Annotated in this window: 10 protein-coding genes and 1 pseudogene; 2 read left to right on the top strand and 9 right to left on the bottom strand. The window is 68.0% G+C overall.

The genetic code is table 11. From position 1 onward, the window contains the following. Positions 1 to 262: 262 nt before the first annotated feature. Positions 263 to 313, bottom strand: a pseudogene (locus tag F0U63_RS42370) (hypothetical protein); the annotation flags it as partial. 384 nt (positions 314 to 697) lie between these two features. On the opposite strand from F0U63_RS42370, the gene F0U63_RS42365 reads away from it, so the two are divergent. Further along, positions 698 to 1,468: a transposase gene (locus F0U63_RS42365; RefSeq protein ID WP_395839738.1), complete on the top strand. Its 771-nt coding sequence runs from the start codon at positions 698 to 700 to the stop codon at positions 1,466 to 1,468. A 924-nt stretch (positions 1,469 to 2,392) separates the two neighbouring features. On the opposite strand, the gene F0U63_RS42360 is transcribed toward F0U63_RS42365, so the two are convergent. Genes F0U63_RS42360 through F0U63_RS42345 form a run of 4 tightly spaced genes read right to left on the bottom strand, consistent with a single transcriptional unit; the run spans position 2,393 to position 10,378 of the window. Beyond that, positions 2,393 to 5,965, bottom strand: coding sequence for a M1 family aminopeptidase (locus tag F0U63_RS42360; RefSeq protein WP_395839735.1), 3,573 nt, complete (start codon positions 5,963 to 5,965; stop codon positions 2,393 to 2,395). Between the two features lie 13 nt (positions 5,966 to 5,978). Beyond that, positions 5,979 to 6,890: an ABC transporter ATP-binding protein gene (locus F0U63_RS42355; RefSeq protein ID WP_395839733.1), complete on the bottom strand. Its 912-nt coding sequence runs from the start codon at positions 6,888 to 6,890 to the stop codon at positions 5,979 to 5,981. Between the two features lie 54 nt (positions 6,891 to 6,944). Further along, positions 6,945 to 8,339: a DUF1552 domain-containing protein gene (locus F0U63_RS42350; RefSeq protein ID WP_395839730.1), complete on the bottom strand. Its 1,395-nt coding sequence runs from the start codon at positions 8,337 to 8,339 to the stop codon at positions 6,945 to 6,947. A 2-nt stretch (positions 8,340 to 8,341) separates the two neighbouring features. Beyond that, positions 8,342 to 10,378 carry a DUF1588 domain-containing protein gene (locus F0U63_RS42345; protein WP_395839727.1) on the bottom strand — a complete coding sequence of 679 codons (2,037 nt, stop codon included), beginning with the start codon at positions 10,376 to 10,378 and terminating at the stop codon, positions 8,342 to 8,344. A 182-nt stretch (positions 10,379 to 10,560) separates the two neighbouring features. Here F0U63_RS42345 and F0U63_RS42340 point away from each other — a divergent pair, with 182 nt between their 5' ends. Next, the gene (locus tag F0U63_RS42340) at positions 10,561 to 12,597 is read left to right on the top strand and encodes a carotenoid oxygenase family protein (protein WP_395839724.1); all 2,037 of its coding nucleotides are present in this window, start codon (positions 10,561 to 10,563) and stop codon (positions 12,595 to 12,597) included. A 13-nt stretch (positions 12,598 to 12,610) separates the two neighbouring features. On the opposite strand, the gene F0U63_RS42335 is transcribed toward F0U63_RS42340, so the two are convergent. The 4 genes from F0U63_RS42335 to F0U63_RS42320 form a co-directional block, all read right to left on the bottom strand. Continuing rightward, a complete protein-coding gene (locus tag F0U63_RS42335) occupies positions 12,611 to 13,495 on the bottom strand; it encodes a pirin family protein (RefSeq protein WP_395839721.1) in 885 nt (294 codons plus the stop codon). A gap of 88 nt (positions 13,496 to 13,583) precedes the next feature. After that, entirely contained in the window at positions 13,584 to 14,039 is a 456-nt protein-coding gene (locus F0U63_RS42330; protein ID WP_395839718.1) for a MarR family winged helix-turn-helix transcriptional regulator, read from the bottom strand. Positions 14,040 to 14,158: 119 nt separating this feature from the next. Further along, complete coding sequence (locus F0U63_RS42325) at positions 14,159 to 18,397, bottom strand: OmpA family protein (protein ID WP_395839716.1); 4,239 nt, start codon at positions 18,395 to 18,397, stop codon at positions 14,159 to 14,161. A gap of 209 nt (positions 18,398 to 18,606) precedes the next feature. Then, entirely contained in the window at positions 18,607 to 21,222 is a 2,616-nt protein-coding gene (locus F0U63_RS42320; protein ID WP_395839714.1) for a glycoside hydrolase family 9 protein, read from the bottom strand. Positions 21,223 to 21,421 lie beyond the last annotated feature (199 nt).

Raw genomic sequence — 21,421 nt, 5'->3', positions numbered from 1 at the left:
CAACGAAGCCCGCTCGCCTGTAGGGCGGACACCCGGGGTGCCTTCAAAAAGGCCAAGATGCTGAAGGCCCGCGCGCTGCCGTGTGGAAAGCCCTGAGCGTCGGGGGCGTCTGGCCGCTCAAGCGACGCGAGCCCGTCAGGCCGGGGATGCCGCCACCAACAGGGAGGTGGGCGCCGTCAGGGACAAGCCGGAGCTGCGCGCGGTCCGCCGTCCGTTGGTGGCATCCCACTTGAAGGACACGACGTTGTTGCTCTTCGAAGACGACGATGCTGTCGTGGCCCCGGTTGAGGCCATAGAGGAACCGGCCATCCGGACTGACGCGGACTTCCGCGCAGTAGCTCGTTCTGGTGTACCCATCGGGACGCGCCGGGAATGGTGTCCGGAGATGGTGTCAAAGATCTCAAAACGGGGAACTTAAGAGTGAGACACTGCCTGGAGCCTGGACGGGTGAACCTGGCGCTCTCGAGTCCTTATGAGGGCTTGCGGCTGGCCCACAGGGTGCATTCAGCCTCATGGGCCGCGGGCGGGGACAAAGGGGATGGGGATGGGTTGGCCATTGAGGATGTTCCGGGAGGAGGGTGTTTATTTCGTCACGTCCAGGTGCTTCCAAGGGCGGCTCTTGCTGCGTCCCGGCCAGGAGGTGAACGAGGTGGTGGGGGGGGTGCTGGCCAGAGCCGTGCAGCAGAGTGGAGGCAACGTGAGGCTGTACGCCTTCACCTTCGCCTCCAATCATTTCCACCTGTTGGTGTGGGCACGGGGGGCCGCGCTCGCCGGCTTCATGCAGTACCTGCGCGCCAACCTCTCCAGGAAGGTGGGCAAGTTGGTGGACTGGAGCGGAGGCTTCTGGGAGAGGCGCTATTCGGCGGAGCCAGTGCTGGACGATACGGCGCTGGTGGGACGGTTGCGCTACGTGCTGGCGCATGGAGTGAAGGAGGGCCTGGTGGAGAGGAGTGCCGAGTGGCCGGGACTCACGTGCCTGCCTCAGTTGCTGGGGCCAGCACGGCGGCTGTTCCGGTGGTTCAACTGGACGAAGCGCTGGAGCAAGCGGGGAAGCGAGGACATGGGGGCGGGGGAGGGCAGATTCGCCGAGGAATGGGCCGAGCCAGTGGAGTTGGAGGTGGCGCCACTGCCGTGCTGGGAAGGACTGGGGCAGGAGGAAAGGCGGCGTGCGGTGAGGGGACTGGTGGAGGAGGTGGAAGCGGAGGCTCGAAGCCGCAGCATGTCCGTGTTGGGGGAGCGGGCGGTGAGAACTCAGCACCCGCATACCCGGCCCGAGCGCCTCGAGAGGAGTCCGAGGCCATGGGGGCATGCCTCTACGAGGCAGGCGTTGAATGAGTTGCGCGAGCAATACCGGGCGTTCGTCGCGGTATTTAGAGAGGCGGCGGTGCGGTGGAGGCGGGGTGACTTCTTGGCGCGTTTCCCGCCCTTCTCCTTTCCGCCGCGTGTCGCGTCACCTGGTGCTGCTTGAGTTCTTTGCCATCCTCTCCGAGCCATTCTCTCCGACATCCTCTCCGGAGTTCTTTGACATGCTCTCGGCTCTCGGAGGCATCCTCTCGGAACATGAGGTGCGTCCCGCCCCACCGAACCTGACACAATGTGCGTCATGATCTCCTCCCAGCTCGGGCTCGAGTTCACCCCCCCTCGAGCCCCACTTCCTCGAGAATCCGTTCTCCTTCTACGCACGGCTGCGACGCGAGGCGCCCGTCACCTTCGCCCCCGCCTTCCACTTCTGGCTCGTCAGCCGCTACGCGGACGTGATGACCGTCCTCAAAGACGCGCGCCACTACAGCTCACGCGGCACGCTCCGTGCTCCCGTGGCGCTGCCTCGCGAGGTGATGGCCATCCTCAAGCCCGCCGGCTACACGTCCGACTACTCTCTGCTTGGAGATGATCCTCCTGCCCATACGCGCCTGCGCGCCCCGGAGAAGGTGTCCGGAGAAGGTGTCAAAGAACTCGTTCCCCGGAGAAGGTGTCCGGAGAAGGTGTCAAAGAACTCGTTCCCCGGAGAAGGTGTCCGGAGAAGGTGTCAAAGAACTCGTTCCGGCATTGAAGAACGGACAAGTCGACGAGGGGGGCTATAGGAATCGTCTGGCACCCTTCCCGGAGAAGGTGTCAAAGAACTCGTTCCCGGAGAAGGTGTCCCCGGAGAAGGTGTCAAAGAACTCGTTCCGGCATTGAAGAACGGACAAGTCGACGAGGGGGGCTATAGGAATCGTCTGGCACCCTTCCGGGAATCGTCTGACACCCTTCCGGGCTATACGAATCGTCTGACACTCTTCCGGGCTATACGAATCGTCTGACACGCTTCCGGGGGAGGAATCGTCTGACACCCTTCCGGACACCCTTCCGGGGGAGGAATCGTCTGACACCCTTCCGGAGGGGGCAGGGCATCTCAGAGCTTCTCCACCGCCACCGTGTTGTCATCCGGCTTGCGGTCGATGAGTTTGTTGAGCGGATCCACGCCCGCCTTCGCTGGACGCTTGTCCACCCGTGCCGTGAATTCCACGTCCTCCTTCGTCACCTGCACCTTCTCCAGGTACAGTGGCTTGCCGTCCTCGTCGAGCACGCCCACCTCCACCCAGTCGGCGAGCTTCAGGGGCGACTCGGTGCCCGTGCCATTGGCCTCCACCTTGCGTGCCTTGGCCGTCACCTTCACCTCGAACTTCCCGCCCTCCACCTCGGTGTACGTCGCCTTCAGCGCCCGGTTCTCGTAGAGGGTGATCCGCTCGAAGAAGTCCTGGAGGAGGTAGAGCAGGGGCTCGGGTGTCACGGTGCGCAGCTCGGCGAGCAGCTCCGGCGAGTTCGTGAAGGGCGGCTGCTGGAAGGCCACCTTCTGGCGGTACGCGGCCAGGGCGCGGTTGAGGGTGTCCTCGCCCAGATAGTCCTGCAGCGCGTACATCACCACGCTGCCCTTGTTGTAGTGGACGTATTGCTGGTTCTCCACGAGCAGCAGCGGCATCTCCCGCTTGCGCTCGAAGGTGCGCCCGCGCAGGTACCCGTCCATCTCGTAGCGCAGGAAGCGGCCCATCCGCTCCTCGCCATACTTCTTCTTCATCACCATCAGTGCCGAGTACTGCGAGAGCGTCTCGGACAGCAGCGTGGAGCCCTGCACGTTGCCGCCGATGACCTGGTGGGCCCACCACTGGTGAGCGACTTCGTGGGCCGTCACGTAGTAGGGGAAGTCCACGTCCTTGGGATCCTCCGGGTCCACCTTCGCGATGAAGCCCATGCTCTCCGAGTAGGGAATCGTGTTGGGGAAGGACTGGGCGAAGCTGGCGTAACGGGGGAACTCGAGGATGCGCACCTGCCGGTGCTGATAGGGCCCGAAGTTCTTCGTGTAGTAGTCCAGCGAGTCCTTCACCGCCTGAATCATCCGCTCGACGTTGGACGTGTGGCCCGGGTGATGGAGGACCTCGATGGCCACGCCGTTCCACGTGTCGCGCTTCACCTCGTAGCGCGCCGAGAGGAACGAGTAGAAGTTCAGGATGGGGCTGTCCATCGTGTAGTGGAAGTAGCGCCGTCCGTTCTCCGTCCACTCACGCTGGAGGTAACCGGGGGCCATGGCGATCTGATCCGGCGAGGTGCTCACCGTGGCCTCGAACGAAATCCAATCCGAGTCCGAGGCGATGTACGTGTTGCGCCGGGCCTCCAGGTCGTTCACGTCGGCCATGCGCTCCTTGGTGGGCAGCCCTTGCTTCTTGCGCGCCTCGTCGTCCTGGAGCTCGTGGTCATCCACGTAGCCCAGCCGCGGGAAGAGGGTGCTGTGGAGGAAGGTGCCGTTCTCCACGAGTGCCGTCTGCGCGCCCTTGTTGCGGAAGCCGCGCGGCTCCAGGCCCAGCTCGAACTGGAGCTCGGCCGAAGCTCCCGGCGCCAGCGGCGTGGGCAGGGTGTACGTGAAGAAGCCCAGCCGCGTGTCCTGCTCGGAGGCGGACTCCGCGCCCGCCACCGCCAGCCGGTACACCTTCAGCTCGGTGGGCAGGTTGACGTACACCGTCTTCACCGGCTCGGCCGTCTTGTTGACGAGTCCGAAGGTGCCCCGGGCCCGCATGCGCGGCTCCTCGGGGAAGAGGTCCACCTCCACCTTCACCGAGACGATGCGCGGCTGCGCCACCTTCGCGAGCGGCTTGTACTTCTTCTCGTAGTCGGCGGACTCCGCGTGCTGCTCGTGCTCCGTCTTGTAGGGGTTGAGGCGGTTGGTGTTGTGGAAGATGAAGGCACCCGCGGCCACGGCCGCCATCACCGACAGGCCCAGGCCCACCCGCACCGGCGTGGAGGCCCGCGAGCCCGCCAGCCGCAGCCGCCACCCGGCCCCGCTCTCCGTGCCGCGCACCCAGAAGAGGTGGGCGAGGAAGGCGAGCGCCACCGCGACCAGCGCCCAGTACACGCGGAACCACACCATCTGCGCGACGAAGGGCCCGTAGCCGTTCATGTCCGAGTACGTATACGGGGGCGTACCACCGTAGCTGTAGAGGCCGTGCTCGAAGCCCATCGACGGGGCGAAGGTGCTGGCCAGCAGGTAGAGCACCATCACGAAGTGGCCCACGTACTTGTGGTTCACCAGCACGTGGACGACGACCGCGAGCACGCACAACTGCCACAGGTCCAGCAGACGCAAGCCGAAGAGTTCCGTGAGGTAGAGGCCGAGCTCGAGGTGGGTATAGCCCTTGAAGAGCTGCACCAGCACTCCACAGACGAGCAGCACCGCGCTGAGCAGCACCTGCACGCCCATCAGCGCCAGCAGCTTGGAGAGGTAGGGCAGCCACCCGGGCACGGGAAGCGCGTCGGAGAGCTGGTTCATGCGCGCATCGCGCTCGCGCCAGATGAGCTCGCCCGAATAGAAGGTGATGATGATGACGTGGAAGAGGCTGAAGCCGCCGCCCACCAGCTCCACCACCAGGTACGTCACCGGGTAGACGGAGGTGCCATGGATGGCGCCGAGCTGGCTCGTGGTGCCGAAGACCATGATGATGCCGGCCAGCACCATCACCAGGAAGTAGACGTTCTTCACCGTCTCCTTCAGATCCAACCACGCCAGGCGTGGGAGCAGCCGCAGGAAGGTGGCGCCCCGGAAGTCACGCGTGACGGTGGGGGCCGCGAGCGGTGCCTGGGCGGGCACGGTCTCGGCGGGGGCCTCCGCGCGGCCTCCCGCCAACGCGTGGGTGCGCTGGAAGCGCAGGAGGGTGAAGCCGAGCACGGCCACGCCCAGGCCCACCCAGACGAGCCGGTTGACGAGCAGCCAGCCCTCGAGCGGCACCAGGAGGGAGTTCTTCTCCGCCGCCGTCCAGTACTCCATCCCCAGGCGCAGCGCGTTCATCCCGAACGGATCCACCAGCGCGGCCATCCACTTCGTGTCGAGCTCCCTCACCAGGTTGTTGCCCATGAGGTAGCCCACGAGCAGCACCACGCTGGCGACGTAGACGGGGAGGATGCGGCGGGTGAGCGCGGCCATTCCGAAGAAGAGCGCACCGGTGAAGAAGAGGTTGGGCAGGATGCTGACGAGGTAGGGCCGCAGGTACGAGCCCGACACGGTGGGGCCCACCATGCTCTGGTCCAGGAAGGGCATGCTGGCGCCGAAGCGGGCTCCCAGGCCGATGCTCGAGAAGATGACGACGAGCGTGAGGAAGGCCCCGAGGAAGCGGCCGAGCAGATAGCGGGTGCGCGAGATGGGCGCGGTGAAGAAGAGCGCGTGCGTGCCGTGGGCGAAGTCCTGGTAGACGGCCTGGCCCATCACTCCTCCGGTGACGATGACTCCGGAGAAGCCGAGCATGGTGAGGAGATTGACCAGCGTGAAGGGCGAGTTGGCGAGCACCTTGCCGCCGGAGCCTCCGCCCACCATGACGCTCTTGAAGGCGCCTCCCGCGGCGTTCATCGCCAGACAGGCGAGCGCGAAGAAGACGCCGAAGTAGACCCAGGTGGACAGCAGCTTGAGCCGCTGGCGCAGCTCGAAGAGGGCGATGGAGAGCATGGTGGGTGGCTCCTCAGCCCGCGTTGGCCTGGAGGGCGGCAGCCGCCTCCTGCGCGAGGTGTCCCTTGATGGCGGCGAAGTAGGCGTCCTCGAGGTCCGGCACGGCCGGCGAGAAGGAGGCGTCCGGCGCCCCGCTGCTGTAGACGTGCACGAGCGTGCGGCCCATCAACAGCCGGTGGGAGATGACGGGCAGGGCGGACTGCAGCGCGGGCAGTTCCGCCTTGTCCACGAACTTCTTCCAGATGCGGCCCTCCAGGCGGGCGATGATGTCCTCGGGCGCGCCGGTGAGCAGCACCCGGCCCCCGTTGAGCACCGCCATCTGCGGGCACAGGTCGCGCACGTCGGAGACGATGTGCGTGGAGAGGATGACGATGACGTCCTGGCCGATCTCGCTCAGCAGGTTGTGGAAGCGCACGCGCTCCTCGGGATCCAGGCCCGCGGTGGGCTCGTCCACGATGAGCAGCTTGGGGTTGCCGAGCAGCGCCTGGGCGATGCCGAAGCGCTGGCGCATGCCCCCGGAGAAGCCGCCGAGCTGCTTGCGGCGCGCATGGTGGAGGTTCGTCTGGTGCAGCAGCGCGTCCACCACCTGCTTGCGCTCGCGCGTGTTGGCGATGCCCTTGAGGGTGGCCAGATGGGTGAGGAGATCCTCGGCCGTCACCTTCGGATAGAGGCCGAAGTCCTGGGGCAGGTAGCCGAGCACCCGGCGCACCGCGTCCTTGTCCTTCAGCACGTCGATGTCCCCGAGGAAGGCGCTGCCGCTGTCGGCCTCCTGCAGGGTGGCCAGCGTGCGCATCAGCGTGGACTTGCCCGCGCCGTTGGGCCCGAGCAACCCGAACATGCCCGGCTTGATGGTGAGCGTGACGCCCTGGAGCGCCTGCGTGCCGTTGGGGTAGCGCTTGGACAGATTCTGGATGCGGAGCTCCATGGAGCCCTCCAAAAGAGAGGAGGGCATCATGCCATCAAGGCTTCCCGTCCACCCCTACCCGATCAGTTCCGACAGGGGTCCTTCGGCGATTCTCGTCGGTCCTTCCGCTCCGAAGGTGTTGAAGCCGGAATCTCCGAAGGCGTGGCCCAGGGTGTTGAACAGGTTGGAGACCTGGCGATTGCGTGCCGTGCCCTCGGCTGGATACACCACGGTCCGTCCATCCGTCTTCAGCCCCAGCGCATTGCCGCCGAGGACGAGCTTGGGCCACTCCCGCGCTTCCGAGTGGTGCTGTTCGCCATTGTCGGACATCAAGACGATCACCGTGTGATCCAGCATCGAGCCGGACGCGTTGAGCTCCGGCGTCGCCGCCAGCGTGCGTGCGAGCTTCGCCACCAGGGCCACGTGCTTCCGGGTGACCGCCGCGATGCCGGTCCAGTTGGCCGGGGTGTCGATACCGTGCTGGAGGTTGTGCCGCCCGACCTTCGAGAGGCTCGGATCATAAGCCACGTCGAACCCCGAGGTTCCCGCCGCCAGCACCACCAGGTTCGTCAGTCCGCCCAGCAGCGCCGTGGTGGCGATCTCGAATTGCGCCTCGAGCCACTTGAGGGAGTCGGGTGGGGTGCTGCCTCCCTGAAGCAACGGATTCACGGACGGGTCCGGGGGCAGCAGCGGCTTCACTCGTGCCGCCATTGCCTGCAACTGCGTCTCTCTCGCACGCAGCGCCTCGAGCGAAGCCAGGTAGCGCTCCAGCTTCGTGCGCTCGTGGGAGCTGCCCTTGAAGGTGCCGAGCGCGGCCTTCGCGTCCTCACGGGCGAAGTCGAAGAGCATCCGGCGCTCCTGGCCCACCGCCGTGCTGGCCGAGAGCGAGCCGAAGATCGTGTTGTACGCGAGCATCGGGTTCACCAGGATGCCGGCGGGCTTGCGCGGACCGTACGCACACGTCTCGTAGACGATGGGGGTGCTCGCGGAGCTGGTGCCAAGCCGGATGGCGTCGAAGGGCGCGGTGCTCTTGAGCCTCGGCGCCAGCACCGCATCGAGGGTGGCGGCCGAGCCATTCACCGCGCAGCTCAGCGCCCCCGTTCCCGTCGAGTGCCCACCTCCGGTGATCGTCGACGACAGCCCGAGCAACACCGCCGCCCGGTTCTCCATGGAGGGTGCTCCGCTGCTTCCAGCGAGCGGCCCCAGGCACAACGCGCTGGCGAGGCCATCTCCCGTGCGGATCAGTGGCGTCCCGGGATACACGTCGCGGAAGTTGTGCCGCGTGCCAATCTTCGGGCCGAGGGCCGTGCGCGTCCCACTGGACAGGAACGCCTCGGGATAGATGCCGTTGCACTCCAGCACGAGCACCAATCGCATGGGCTTCGCCGTCTGGGCGAGCGCCTCGCGGTAGAACGGCGCGAACACTCCAGCGGCCACGGCGGATTTGAGCAACGCGCGTCGGGTCAGCATGGTCACTCTCCCCGCGCCGGTTCGCGGCGCGTCGTCCAGGTGTCGCTGGTCATCAGGGCTTTCAGCAGGGCCTTGAACGAGCCCTGGTGTGCGTCGTAGGCCTGCTCCATCCGAGCCAGCGTGCAGGCATCGCTCCGGTTTTCGTCGCGGCCCATGAAATAGCGGAAGGCCTGGCGGACGAAGCAGCGCTTCACGTGGCCCGAGACGGCGAGCTTCTCGCTGAGCTCCACCGCGTCCCGCACGGGTCCGTTCAAGCCCGGGTCCGGCAGGTTGCTCAACATCACCTGCCCATTGGGTGCCATCCATCCACCGTCGGGGGCGTGGTCCCTCGTTCGCAAGTAACCGGCATGGTTGTAGATCTCGAACGTGAGGCCGAGCGGGTTCATCAGCGAGTGACAGCCCTGGCATTCGCTCTTGCCGGTGGCGTCCTCGAGCCGGGCACGCGCGTTCTTGTCCGGCGCGTGAGGCCCCACCTGCGCCACCACGCGCACCGAACTGAGGGGTGGCACATAGCCGCAGAGCAGGTTCTCCCTCACCCACTTGCCCCGGTGGACCGCGGACGGATCGTCCTCGAAGTTCCCGCCATGCGAGGCCAACCACGCCGGGTGGGTGAGCACTCCGGCGCGCTCCGCTGCCGGGAGCATCCGCCAGCGCGCGTCGCGGGTCGCGGCGATCTCCGCGTTGGTGCCGTAGGGCTGGCCCGTGTATCGCGTGGCGTTGCCGTCGAAGCCCGAGTCCTGGGTCGCGGCGAGGAAGAACCGCCGGGAGGTCAACAAGGTCTCGAGCACCGCGACGTCATTCACCACCGCCCGCGCGACGAAGTCGTCCATCTGCTGGATCAGCGTCGACTCGTCGCCGTAGTAGCCGGAGAGCAGATTCTCCCAGGCCGCGGCCTGCGCGCGGTAGCCACTCAGCTCCCCATCATCGAAGGCGCTGGTCGCCTCCGGACGCTCCTTGAAGATCGCCTCCACCTGCGTGTAGCCCAGCCATTGGCGGAAGAAGTTCGCCACACCATCGGAGAGCCAGAACTCGCCCCGGCGGGGACGCTCCGGCTCGCCGAAGTCCTGGAGCAGATCGAAGCGGGTGGAATCCACGCCGCCGAGGTGCTGATCGATCAGCGAGCCCACGACCTCCGGTGAGCGAATGCCTCCATCACGCGCCGCGTCCGCGATGTCTCCGTAGTGGCCCTTGGAGGAGGCGGAGGTGTCGGGCCACCTCCAGGTGGGAACCGCGCCCGGACCACGATCTCCCAGCGCATAGGTGAGCTGCTGCGCCAGTTCCCATTCACCGAGCTCGACCCGGCCGTCGCCGCTCGGCGTGCCCAGCTCCTCGCGGAACAGCGCGCCGCTCATCAAGGTCGCCGCGGTGACGACGCGCGAGAGGCTGTGGGTCCGTGTGCCCGTGCCTCCATCGGAGGATTCCTGCGCGAGCACCGACTGGGTGAAGGCCGCCAACCGGTCCAATTCATCCGTGCGCGCCGGCCGGTACATCACGCCCCGCTCGAGCAGGGTGGCGAGGTAGTTGCGAATACACGCGGTGCTCGGCTTCGCTTGCTCCCACATGCAACGCAACGACGGGTCCTCGCGGAGCAACTCGAGTCTGTTCGAGCCGGTATAGGGGCCGGCCCACGTCGCGCCGTATTCGTCCACGATGGGGAGGATGATCTCCACCATGGACTCATCGACCGTGTCATCGGCGGGATAGCTGCCGTAGGGCGAGCGTGGATCCGGATCGAGCGGATTGTCGTAGAAGCTGAAGCCAGTCCATCCGCGCGTCACGGAGCCGCCGACGTTGCGGGTCCACTGCCATCGGTTGATGCGGCGAAGGCGGGTGGGAGCGTCGGAGTCGGCCCCGCGGCAGTCGAAGAGTTCCTCCTGCGGAATCAGGTTCGGCGACAGCTCGGTGCCCACGCTTCCGCCATCGGTGGAAGCTCCTCCGCCGTCCGAGGCGTCTGGCCCCTTCTGGGGCTGCGTGCACGCTCCGAGCACCACCAGGACTCCGGTGACGCAGGCGCGCACTCCGTTGTGACGAGCGCTCATTCCACTGCCCTCCTGGTGGGGTAGTCTAAACCAGGAAAAAGCCGTTTGATGCACACGCCTGCCCGGGCCGCCCTCCCAGCAGAGCGCGGCGGTGGTGTGCTCTGCCGCGCATGTGACGGATTCGATGCAGCTGCTGTCGCCGCCGCCGGAGGGGATGGCGCGGTTGTGTTACGCCCTTTCCCATGCCCCTGCCGCCCGTCTCGATGCCCGAGCCCGCCTACCGAGCCGCCATGGCCGCGGGTCTGAAGCACGTCTACCACGGTGAGCTCGAGGACCGCGTCGTGCGGTACGTGCCCACGTCGCCCCTGCCCGCCGGGCTCTCGGGGCGCGTGCTCCTCACCGCGTTTCCCTACGAGGCCATCTTCGACGTCAACACCGCGCGCTTCGCCAACCCGCATCTGCTGACGGCTCCGGGGCGCCTGTTGTCGATCGATCTGGATGCCAGCTCGGGCGGTCAGCACGTGCTCGCGACCCGCTTCCTCGACGTGCAGTCCCAGCACCTGCGTGCGATCGCGCCCGAGGCCTCGGTGCGCACCGACTTCGCCGAGGTGAGCTGGCTGGGCATCGCGAACCTCGCCAACACGGCGCCCATCCCCACCTTCGAGATCGGCGCGGGGGGCCGCCGCCTCGTGCTCTCGTACGACGCGGGGCGTCCCACCGAAATCAATCCCCGCGCGCTCCTGCACGTGGGTCCGGTGGGTGGCACGCGCGACTACGAGGCCTCCGTGGGCAGCTCGTTCAGCCCGATGATCCTGACGACGGGGCACCCCGTTCATGACCCCGACTTCGACTCGGGCCGGCCGGCGCTCCTCTTCACCAATGTCGTGCCTCGCGTGCTCGACTTCCTGACCCCGAGCGCCCAGCGCGCCGTGCGGGGCGACCTCTACGTGACCGCGTGGGATGGCACCTCGCGCGCGCCCGCGCGCCCGCTGCGTGTCCATGTCGACGGCGAGCCCGTCACCCTGGAGCAGGCGTCGGCGCACCAGTTGTGCCTCACGCGCGACCACCTGCTCGTCTTCAACTCGAACCTCGTGCTCAACACGTGGGCACTCGTCGAGCCGATTCTCGGACTGCTCACGGACGAGCTGCGGCGCAAGCTCCCCTCGTTCGCACGTCCCACGCTCGACGCGCTCTGGAAGCCGCTCGAGCACTTCATGCGCCCGCCCGTCCCGAGCACCCACTGCGACCTCTATGTGATTCGCAAGGACGCACTGCGCGGCGCGATGGAGCAGGGAGCACGCCGCGTCGAGGCCCTCCGTGTCCAGCTCCCGGGCGAGCTGAGCCACGCCCTGGCGGACTGGGACGACACCGGGGGACGGCTCACGCTCTATGCGCAGCACAACCTCGGTGCCGACCCGGCGGACCAGCTCCACGCGCAGGACGTGCTCGCGACGGGCGAGCGTGTCCACGCCGACTACCGCGGGCTCTTCACGGGCTCCACCGATCTGAACCAGGTGCGCAAGCACGTGGTGCACGTGAGTGCGAACTCGGCGGTGGTGGGTGAGACCCGCGCGTTCCCGGACCCCACGCGCGCGAGCGACTTCCGCTTCGGCGTGAACCTGTTGCCGCCGTGTCAGCCGCTTCCCTACGAGCGCGCCGGGGGGGCGAGCGCGGCGAGCAGCCTCGCGACGCAGACCCAGGTGCAGACCCATACCTACTGGGTCGCGGGCGGATACCTGCCGGAGACCCTGGTGGTCCGCACCTTCGATGACTTCCGCCAGCACCGGGCGCCAGAGGAGCGCCTCGTGCCCGAGGCCGAGTACCTCGAGCGGCTGGTCGATCCCTCGAACACGACGCAGCTGTTCCGGCTCGACGCGGACCTCGTGCTCGAGAGCGCGTACGCGTTCCCACCCGGCTGGCTGATGGGCGCGCCCGTCTGGGTGCCCCGCGCGGGTGGGACGACGATGAAGGATGGCTGGCTGGTGGGCTGCGTGTGGGGGCCAGCCGACCCGCATATGGAGGTCTGGATCTTCGACGGGCAGCAGCCGCTCTCGGCGGGACCGATCTCGAAGCTCGTGCCGGCCCCGGGGGAGCAGGGGCTGCGTCCCGGGTTCCCGCTGCACGGCGCCTGGGTGGATCGCACCGGCATCGACGCCTGGGAGCGCCCCGAGCTACACACGGCCCTCGTCGATCTGCCGCTCTACCTCAAGCTGGCGGAGACCGGGGTCATGGCGGGTGGCTTCCTGCGCCGTGCCGTCCAGCAACTGCTGGAGCGCTGACGAGCACTCCGCCTCAGGGCTGGATGCTGCCCATGCGCCCGCTCTGGTAGTCCTCGAACGCCTGGAGGATCTCCGCCTGGGTGTTCATCACGAAGGGTCCATAGCGCACCATGGGCTCTCGCAGCGGGACTCCCGACAGGAGCAGGAACTGGAGCGGCGCCTTCCCCCGGTTCTCCAGCACCACCGAGTCCGCGTCATTGCCAAAGAGCACCGCCTGCCCGTCCGCCGCGGGCGTGGCCTCGGGGCCGAAGTGCCCCACACCCTCGAAGACATAGGCGAAGGCGTTGTGGTCGCGCGGCACCGGCTGCTCGAGGCGGCCTCCCGGCTCGAGCGTGAAGTGCAGGTATTGGATGGGCGTGCGCGTGTCGATGACCGCGCGCGCACCGAGCGACTCGCCCGCGATGACCTTCACCCGGACCCGGCCATCCGGTGTCGAGGCCACCGGGATGCGTCCGGCTGGAATCTCCTGGTAGCGCGGCGCCATCATCTTGTCGCGCCGGGGCAGGTTCACCCAGATCTGGAAGCCATGCATGCGCCCGCCCTTCTCGGTGAACTCGCGCGCCGGCATCTCCGAGTGCACCACCCCCGCCCCCGCCGTCATCCACTGCACGTCCCCAGGTCCGAGCTCTCCCGCGTGGCCCGCCGAGTCCCGGTGCTGATGCCGCCCCTCCAGGATGTAGCTCACCGTCTCGAACCCCCGGTGGGGATGGTCCGGTGCGCCCTTCGCCTCGCCCGGCGGCAGCTCCACCGGCCCCAGCTCATCCACCAGGAGGAACGGGTCGAACTGCATGAAGCCAGGAATGGGGAACGGCCGGCGTACCAGGAAGCCCTCGCCCTCCATCGTCTGGACGGCCTGCACCACCTTCACCACGGATCGCGTGCTCTCTCTCTTGGACATGATTGCCTCCGAATTTGGTTCGAACCTGAATGATTCGTACTGGAACTAAATGCGCGAGCGAAAACTTCGTTGCGGGGCCTCGTGCCGCTCAGCCCGCGGACAGGGAGAGCCCCAGCTTCTTGCAGAGCGCGCCGAGCTGCTCCTGCTCCTCGGCGGAGAGGGCACCCATCAGCGCCGCGATGTGGGCGGCATGGGCCGGGAACACCTTCTCGATGAGGCTTTTGCCCTCGGGGGTGAGGCTCACCACCACCACCCGGCGATCCTCCGGGCTGCGCTCGCGCTGGAGCCACCCGTTGCGCTCCAGGTTGTCGAGCACCGCGGTCATGTTGGGGTTGCTGCGCAGCAGCTTGCGGCCCAGCTCGCCCTGGCTCATGGGTCCCAGGTGCAGCAGGGCCTCCAGCACCGCGAGTTGGGGCGGCGTCATCCCCAGGCTGGCGAGGTGCCGCTGCAGATGGCCCCCCATCGTCTCCATCGCCCGGGTCAGCTTGACGAACGTGTCGAGCGACCGGGTCTCCCGCGTGCTGCCCTTGTAGTGCGTCGGCATCGTTCAGCCCCAAAAGGTTCGTATTGGAAGTAACCTGGGGCGGGCACGGACGCAAGGGATGTGAAGAAGGAAGGCCCCCCTCCCGAGGTGACTTCCGGGAAGAGGGCCCGTCCAGGGTGCTACTCGACGAGCACGAACTCCACGCGCCGGTTGTTGGCGCGGCCCTCGGCCGTGTCGTTGGTGTCGATGGGCCTGGTCATGCCGAAGCCCTCCGACGTGAGCCGCTCGGGCGCGATGCCCTTCTGGATGATGTACTCGCGCACCCACTTCGCCCGGCGGGCCGACAGGTCCTTGTTGTAGGACGCCTTGCCCGCGTTGTCCGTGTGGGCCTCGATCCGCAGCTTCTTGATGTCCGGGTTGGTGCGGAGGACCTCGTACACCTGATCGAGGATGGGCAGGGACTGGGTGACGGCGTTGTCCTTGTTGAGGGCGAAGTACACCTTGTCGAGCGTGCGCAGCTTGCCCTTCTCGACGACCACCTTGGGGGGCGCGGGAGGAGGCGGCGGGGGCGGAGGCGGCGCGGTGACGGTCACCACGACCGTGGCCGTGGCCGTGCGCCCGTCATTGCCCAGGACGCGGTAGGTGAACGTGTCCTGGCCGGAGAAGCCCTCGCGGGCGGTGTAGCGCAGCGTGCCGTCGGCGGCGGCCTCCACGCGGCCCTCCTTGGTGTTGCCCACCTCGTTCACGCGCAGCGACTCGCCGGGCTGGCCCTCGTCGTTGCCCAGCACCTCCAGGTCAATGGACTGGCCCGCGAGCACCTGGCCCGAGTCATCCCGCGCGATGATCGCGGGAGGAGGCGGGGGAGGCGGGGCGACGACGACGGGCGCGGGCTCGGGCGCCGGCTTCGGACGGGGTGTGGTGTCCGAGGGCGCGTAGCTCAGGGCCGCGAGCAGCCGGTAGCGCGGCGTGCCGTAGCCGTTGGTGAGGCCCGGGCCACCGCCCACGGTCGCTTCCAGGTTCTTGAGGAAGCCCCAGCGCAGGGCCAGCAGCAACTCCAGGGGGCTCGTGGGCACCGAGGGCCGCCGCAGCCCCACCTCACCGGCCAGCGTGGCGAGGAGGGCGAGCTTGTGCTGGGGCACCAGGTCCACCTTGCCGCCGACACCGTAGGTGAGCGCCGTGCCGAGGTTCAGGTTGTGGAACCGCTGAGCGCGGGCGAGGTACAGGCCCACGTTGGCCATGAGGGCGGAGCCCCGCTCGCCGCGCCACTCTCCCGCGAGGGTGGGGTTGAAGGTGACGCCACTCGTTCCCGAGTAGGAGTCCCGGGGCGCGGTGGGGAAGGAGAAGGGCAGCGACAGCGCGAGTCCCAGATTCTGGGAGCGCACCAGCGCCGTCTTCAGGTTCAGGCGCAGGTCGGAAATGGCCGTGGTGACGCCCGTGCCTCCGAACTGGGGGTTCACCGTGTTGGGGCCCCCCGTGTTCTGGGAGAGCAGCAGCGGGATGGCCGCGCCGAGTTCGAACCGGTCGAACAGCGCCACCGAGCCCGCCAGCGTGAGGAACGCCTGCCGGCTCACGAGCAGCCGCTGGTAGCGCGAGTCCTCGCTGGACACGAGCCGCAGGGGCTGGTTGGCGTAGTCCACGAAGAGCCGGCCACTGACGGTCAGGTGGTCCGGGACCCGCGCGGACTGGACGCCGAGGAGGTCATCCCGGCCGGGCTGCGCCTGGAAGCGCTGCACGAGAAACGAGCGACCCAGGTTCTCCTGGGCCTGGGACACCATGGGGACCGCGACCACCGCGGCGGCGGCGGCGGCCACCGTGCTCCGGCGGCGGCGCAGCCACAGGGCGAGCGAGCTGAGCAGCAGCGGCAGGCCCGCGCCGGCACCGCCCGTGCTGGAGCAGCCGCTGCCCTCGACGAGCAACGTGGAGCCCGGCTTGCACTCGCCGGACAGGCAGACCGAGCCCGTGGCGCACTGCGCGTCGGAGGTGCAGGAGGAGAGGCAGGCGACCTCACCGCAGACGTAGTCGCCGCAGCTCTGGGTCTCCTGGGCACAGGCGCCCGCGCCGTCGCAGGTGCCGCTGGTGATGCCGACGCCCTCGGAGCAGCTCGCGTTGCCACACTGCACGGACGCCTGCGGGTAGACGCAGGTGTCGCGCACCGAGCCATCGCAGACGCCACCGCACACGGTGCCATCCGAGCCGCACGCGGGACGTCCGCCCTGGGGCGCGCCCGTCACCGCGGTGCAGGTGCCGACGGAGCCCGCCGCGTTGCAAGCCTCGCACTGGCCCTGGCACGCGGTGTCGCAGCACACGCCATCCGCGCAGAGGCCGGTGGAGCACTCACTGTCCTGGGTGCACGCCCCGCCCTGGTCCGTACCCGGGCGCTGGGTGAAGAGGGCGCTCAGCTCGTGGGAGCCGGTGACGTGGGAGATGATGTACTGGCCGCCCGTGACGGACGTGGAAACCTGCACGCCATTGTCCGTGAGCGAGCTCAGCTCGTAGCCCGGCCGCGGGGTGACGGTGCAGGTGACGGACTGGCCGTACACGACGGGCGAGGGGCAGGTGACGGTGCCGCCCGGGCCGCTGCGGGTGGTGATGTCGTACCGGATGGGCTCGAAGCGCGCGGTGACGGTGGTCGCCTGGTCGACCGTGACGGTGCAGGGGTTGGCCGTGCCCGAGCAGCCGCCGCTCCAGCCGACGAAGACACTGCCGGGAGCCGCGGTGGCGGTGAGGCTCACCTGGGTGCCCGCGAGCACGTCCGCGCTGCTCGTGGTGCAGTTCACATCGCACTGGATGGCCGCGGGGCTGCTGACGAGGGTGCCCTGGCCTCCTCCCGCCGGATCCTTCTCCACCGTGAGGGTCGCGAGGGTGCCGATGCCATTGGAGTCGACGGCCACGTTGTTGGTGTCGTTCGGATCCTGGATGCCCGCGGGAGGCGAGATCTGCGCGCGGTTGACGAGCGTGCCCGAGCCCGAGCCGGGCACTACCCTGGCGTCGATCGAGTAGGTGACCTGGCCGCCCGGGGGGATGTCCAGGGTGGAGTGGATGGGGCCCGTGCCCGTGGCCGCCGGGCAGGTGGCGCCGCCGGTGGCGGTGCACGTCCAGGTGACGCCGGTGAGCTCGGGAGGGAAGTCCTCATCCAGGGAGGCGCCCGTGACGCCAGCGGGGCCGTTGTTGGAGGCGACGAGTGTGTAGTGGACGGGCTTGTCCCAGCCCACGCCCACGACGTTGTCACTGAGCGAGACGGCGAGATCCGCATAGATGACGCCCGTGCTCACGGTCGTCTCCACCAGGGGCCCGATGAGCGGGGACACTCCCTGGCCCTGGACGCTGTAGTTGCCGTGGGACACCTTCTCGGTGGCCGTCGGAGCGATGTGCACCTTCATGTCGAACTGGGTGCTGGCGGTGGGATTGAGCGTGCCCAGGTCACACGTCACCGTGCGGGTGGTGCCGTCGTAGTTGCACGTCGCGCCCGGCGGCGGATGGATGGACACGAACTCGGTCTGAGCCGGCACGACGATGGAGACCTGGGTGTTGTTCACCGCGCCGTCGCCCGAGTTCTTCACGAGATAGGTGTAGGTGAGATCCGAGTCCACGTTGGCCGAGCGGGGGGCGCTGGCGGCGATGGAGAGGCCGGGCAGGAACGCGCCGAAGCCGTCCACGTACACGTGGCCCCAGTGGCCACCCGGCTGGCAGCCGGCGGCGATGACCTCGAGTTCCACGGTGTCGCCCACGGCGAGGCGCGCGTCACCCGGCGCCACGTCGATGGCCTGCCAGTCGGTGTACTGCACGTCACCGAGCGTCTTCCACGGTACACCCGACTGGTTGGCGAAGTTGAAGGTGGACCAGAGCTGCGTGTCGCGCGTCACGTTGCGCAGGGAGATGAAGAAGTAGGGCTGCTGGTCCGCGGTGTGGGCCGGGGCCTGGAGCACCGGGGCGATGGCGAAGCGCACGTGCACCTTGCCATCGGCCGGATCCACGTCGGACGAGACGAGCTTGGTCGACTGCACCAGCCGGTTGACGTTCCTGTTCTTGCCCAGCTCGTTCACCACCGCGGCCCATTGGCCGTAGCGGGGCCAGCGCAGGGAGGCCGCCGCGGACAGGCCGGCGGGAATCTCTGTCTCCGGGCCTCCGGCGGCCTGCCGCGCGAAGGTGAAGGAGGTGCCACCGTTCTGGAGGTTGAGGTTGTCCCGGCTGGTGACGGGCAGGGTGATGCCGGGGTTGAGGTGGGTGGCGACACTCCAGCCGTTGAGCGTGCCTTCCTCGAAGCTGCCGTTGCTGAAGAGCGGCTGGGCGCTGTGGGTGTTCGCGGGGGGAGGCGGCGAGACGGGTTCGCCGCGCGTGCAACCCGCGGTGCTGGCCAGCAGCAGCGCGATCACCACGCAACGAGCACGATGGATCAGGGAGGTAGGGAGTCGGGTCATGGATGGCCTCGCGTCGTCCCCCGGCGGGCAGGTGAGCCGTCCGGGGGAACGTGCGGTGCCAACGCAAGGCCCATGCCGGGCACCGCTTCGAGGCACTCCAGAGGGAGACCTTCTGGAAGAAGGGCGCCCGAGCGCTTCCCGACATGTCACTGACATGTCAGAGACCGAGTGACCTCGGTCTCGGGCAAACCCTGGCTTCGCCGCGCCCCCTACTTGTTCTGGCAGGCGGCGCCGTTCAAGGTGAACAGCGCCGGGGTGGGATTCGGTCCCGCCGCCGGAGCTCCGAGGAAGCCGAAGGAAACCGCTCCACCCGGCGGGATGAGGGCATTCCAGGGCAGGTGGGTCGCGCTGACCGTGGCGCCGGACTGAGAGGCGTTCGCGCTCCACGCCTGGGTGACGGTCTGTCCGCCCAGGAATGACCAGCGCAGGGTCCAGCCGTTGATGGCGCTGGCGCCGGTGTTGTGGAGGGTGACCTGGACGTTGAAGCCGTCATTCCACTCGTCCTGTTTGACGTAGCTGACCTGACAAGAGGCGGCGGGAGCGGCCGACCCGTCCCCCTGACCGGCGAGGAACGCGGCGATCCATGCCAGAGGGGCGTTCCAGTTGATGGTCAGCTCGTTCGTGGAATAGGACTCGATGTCGTCGATGAAGCAGAACTGGGCCACACAGCCCTTCAGCTTCTGCTGGACGATCGGATCCTGGAGGGACGAGTTCGGACCACCCGACAGGGTGCCCCGTGGCGGGTGGGGCAGCGCCGGGTTGAGCTGGTGCGCGTACCACCGGCTGTGCTGGTTCTCGGCGCTCACCTCGCCGTAGCCCGTGACGTAGGAGATGTTCAGGGCGTTGCGGCCCAGGATGTAGTCCATGCCCTGCGCGACGCCGTCCGCGAAGCGCTTGTCGCCCGTGATGTCGTGCGCCGTCGCCAGGACGACCATGTTGTTGAGGACCTGGCTGGTGGAGCCCCATGCGAACATGTTGTCGGCGGGCGCGTAGGGCAGCCCGTACGCATGGGCGTTGAGCGTGTTCAGGTACTTCGTGGCGCCCGCCACGACGGACAGCCGCACCGCGGCGCGGTCCGGCAGGTTGCTTGGCACCATCGCCAGGTCCATGCGCGCCAGCGCGGCGACTTCCCGCCAGTTGATGCCCTGCTCGCTCCAGATGTCGGCGGTGTGCAGCGGAGAGCCCAGCACGAAATCACGGAACGGTGCCTCGCCCGTGGTCAGGAAGAGTTCCGCGGCGGCCCAGTAGAACTCGTCCCTGACGTCGGAGTCCTCGTACGCGCCTCCACCGGTGCTGTCGGACGGGCTGGCGTGGAGTGCCGGGTGGGCGAGCGCCGCGGCCCACGCCGCCCGTGCCGCCGTCAGACTCCGCCGCGCGAAAGCCGGATCATACGGGGCGAACAGACGTGCCGCTTGCGCGGCGGTCGCGGCGAGGTTGAGCGTCGCCGCCGTGGATGGCGGGTGCAGCTCGCGCTGCTTGGGGTCCAGGTGCGGAAGGAGCGGCAGGCCGGTCCATTCATTGTCGTGCACCTTGTGGTGGACCATGCCGGCCAGCGGCTTGCCCGCGGGCACCTGCATGCGGAGCAGGAATTCCATCTCCCAGCGCGCCTCATCGAGGATGTCCGGCACACCATTTCCGCTCTCCGGGATGGCGAGCTGACCGTCCGTGAACGGCTGGGCGGCCCGGGCGTAGCGGGTCCGCTCGAAGGCATTCATGAGCTGGAAGACCGAGATTCCGCCGTTGACCACGTACTTCCCATGGTCGCCCGCGTCGTACCACCCGCTGGACACGTCGAGCGTGTAATCACAGACGCCCGGCTGACACGGTACGGCCGTATCTCCGGCGTTCGGCGCGACCCCGAGGTGCCCGGCGGGACGGGCGTAGCCCGGCCTCAGGCTCCCGAGAATCTCGATGCCGTTGCGCTGCGGGTAGTAGAACTTCAACGCATCATCGCGCAATTGACCGTAGAGATTGCCGCCGAGGTCGAACGGGCGGCTGGTCTCACCATCGGCGACCAGGGTGTATCCAACTCCAGCCACGACGTATCCGCTGAAGTCGATGGAGTGGACGTTCTGGCCAGAGCTGATGTCCACGCCGCGAGGGGTGCTCGAGCCGCGCGCCACCACCGTGCCGGAGCCGTTGACGAGCTGCCAGGGCAACGCGTTCGTGGCCTCGGTGACGAGGGTCGCGTTCTTCGGACCGTGGGTGAGATAGCCCACCTGGTTGACCCTGACGCGGGGGCCCGTGTCCGGCTTGTAGACATCAGGCGGGGCTCCCCCTTGCAGGGACACGTTGTCGACACAGAAGCGCCACGGCGTGGCACTGCCGCCTATCTGGAAGGCCACCTGCGCGTTGGGCAGGCTCACCGGAGAGGTGAAGGTATAGGTGTACGTATTGGCCTCCGCGGTCATCTGCGGATAGACGGCCAGGTACTGCGTCCACGGGTCGACGGGGAGTTGGATCAGCGCCCTGCCAGGGAAGTCAGGCGCCGCGGTCGCCACGAAGCTGTACCGGTACGTCTCGCCCGCGACGAGCGGCACGTTGTCCTGGCCGATGATCACATCCCAGGGGTTCACCGTCGCCCCGGGGATGTCGGCGCAAAGTTCGCCACTGCTCGAGTCGAGAGTGATGTTGCTGGTGCCCCACCAGGGCGCGTGGCCGGAGTCGAAGGTGCCGTTGACGATCTGCTCGGGAGACTGGGCCAGGGCTGGCGCCGGAACCCATGTCAGCGTGGTGACGGCGAGCGCCAGCACGACCGGAGCACGGAAGGGAGCTGCGCGCGTGGGAGGCTTCCTCTCGAGGGTGCCTTCACGCAGTACACTCAAAGTGGAAAGTTCTTGAGATTTCATGGTTTACATGATTATCTCGAATTGGTCTGCCGTATGTCAATACGTTCAGGGTCCCCGGTGGGTGGGTGCGGCGAGAGGCGGGACCGTATGGATTGTTGCTTGACTGTTTGTGTTGAGCAGGCAGGGGCCTGGGCATCTTGGCTGTGATGGCTCGAGCCTCGACCCCCCGTGGCCA

The organism is Cystobacter fuscus, from assembly GCF_044360685.1.
GTDB lineage: Bacteria > Myxococcota > Myxococcia > Myxococcales > Myxococcaceae > Cystobacter > Cystobacter fuscus_C.
Note: the sequence above shows the minus strand (reverse complement) of the source record. Positions and strands in the feature narration are given on the sequence as shown.